Source organism: Variovorax sp. F042, from assembly GCF_057814215.1.
In genome coordinates this window covers 1-298 of sequence record NZ_JBVASX010000065.1, presented here as the reverse complement: position 1 = coordinate 298, position 298 = coordinate 1, and the positions used below count along the sequence as shown (strand labels likewise).

Here is a 298-nt window from a genome sequence, read left to right as displayed (position 1 = left end):
GGTCTGCAGCATCTTGCGCACCGCCAGTGCGTTCGACGGCGAGAACACGCGCACGCCGACCGGTGGCTCGGACTTCTTCAGGATGGTGACCGGAATGATCGAGCCGTCGTGCGCGAACGAGGTGTACGAATGCGCCATCTGGAACAGCGACGCCGACAGGCCGTAGCCATAGGCCATGGGGGCCTGCTCGACCGGCTTCCAGGTCTTCCCCGGGCGCAGCCGGCCCGTCACGGCGCCGGGGAACTGGATCTGCGGCTTCTGGCCGTAACCGAGCGCGGTGTAGGTGTCCCACATCTCG

At 67.1% G+C, this 298-nt stretch carries 1 protein-coding gene; it reads right to left on the bottom strand.

Annotation, left to right across the window (positions count from 1 at the left end; genetic code table 11):
* Positions 1–298 (bottom strand): penicillin-binding transpeptidase domain-containing protein (locus ACZYSP_RS35415; RefSeq protein ID WP_489019223.1); only part of this gene is annotated, 298 nt, incomplete at both ends.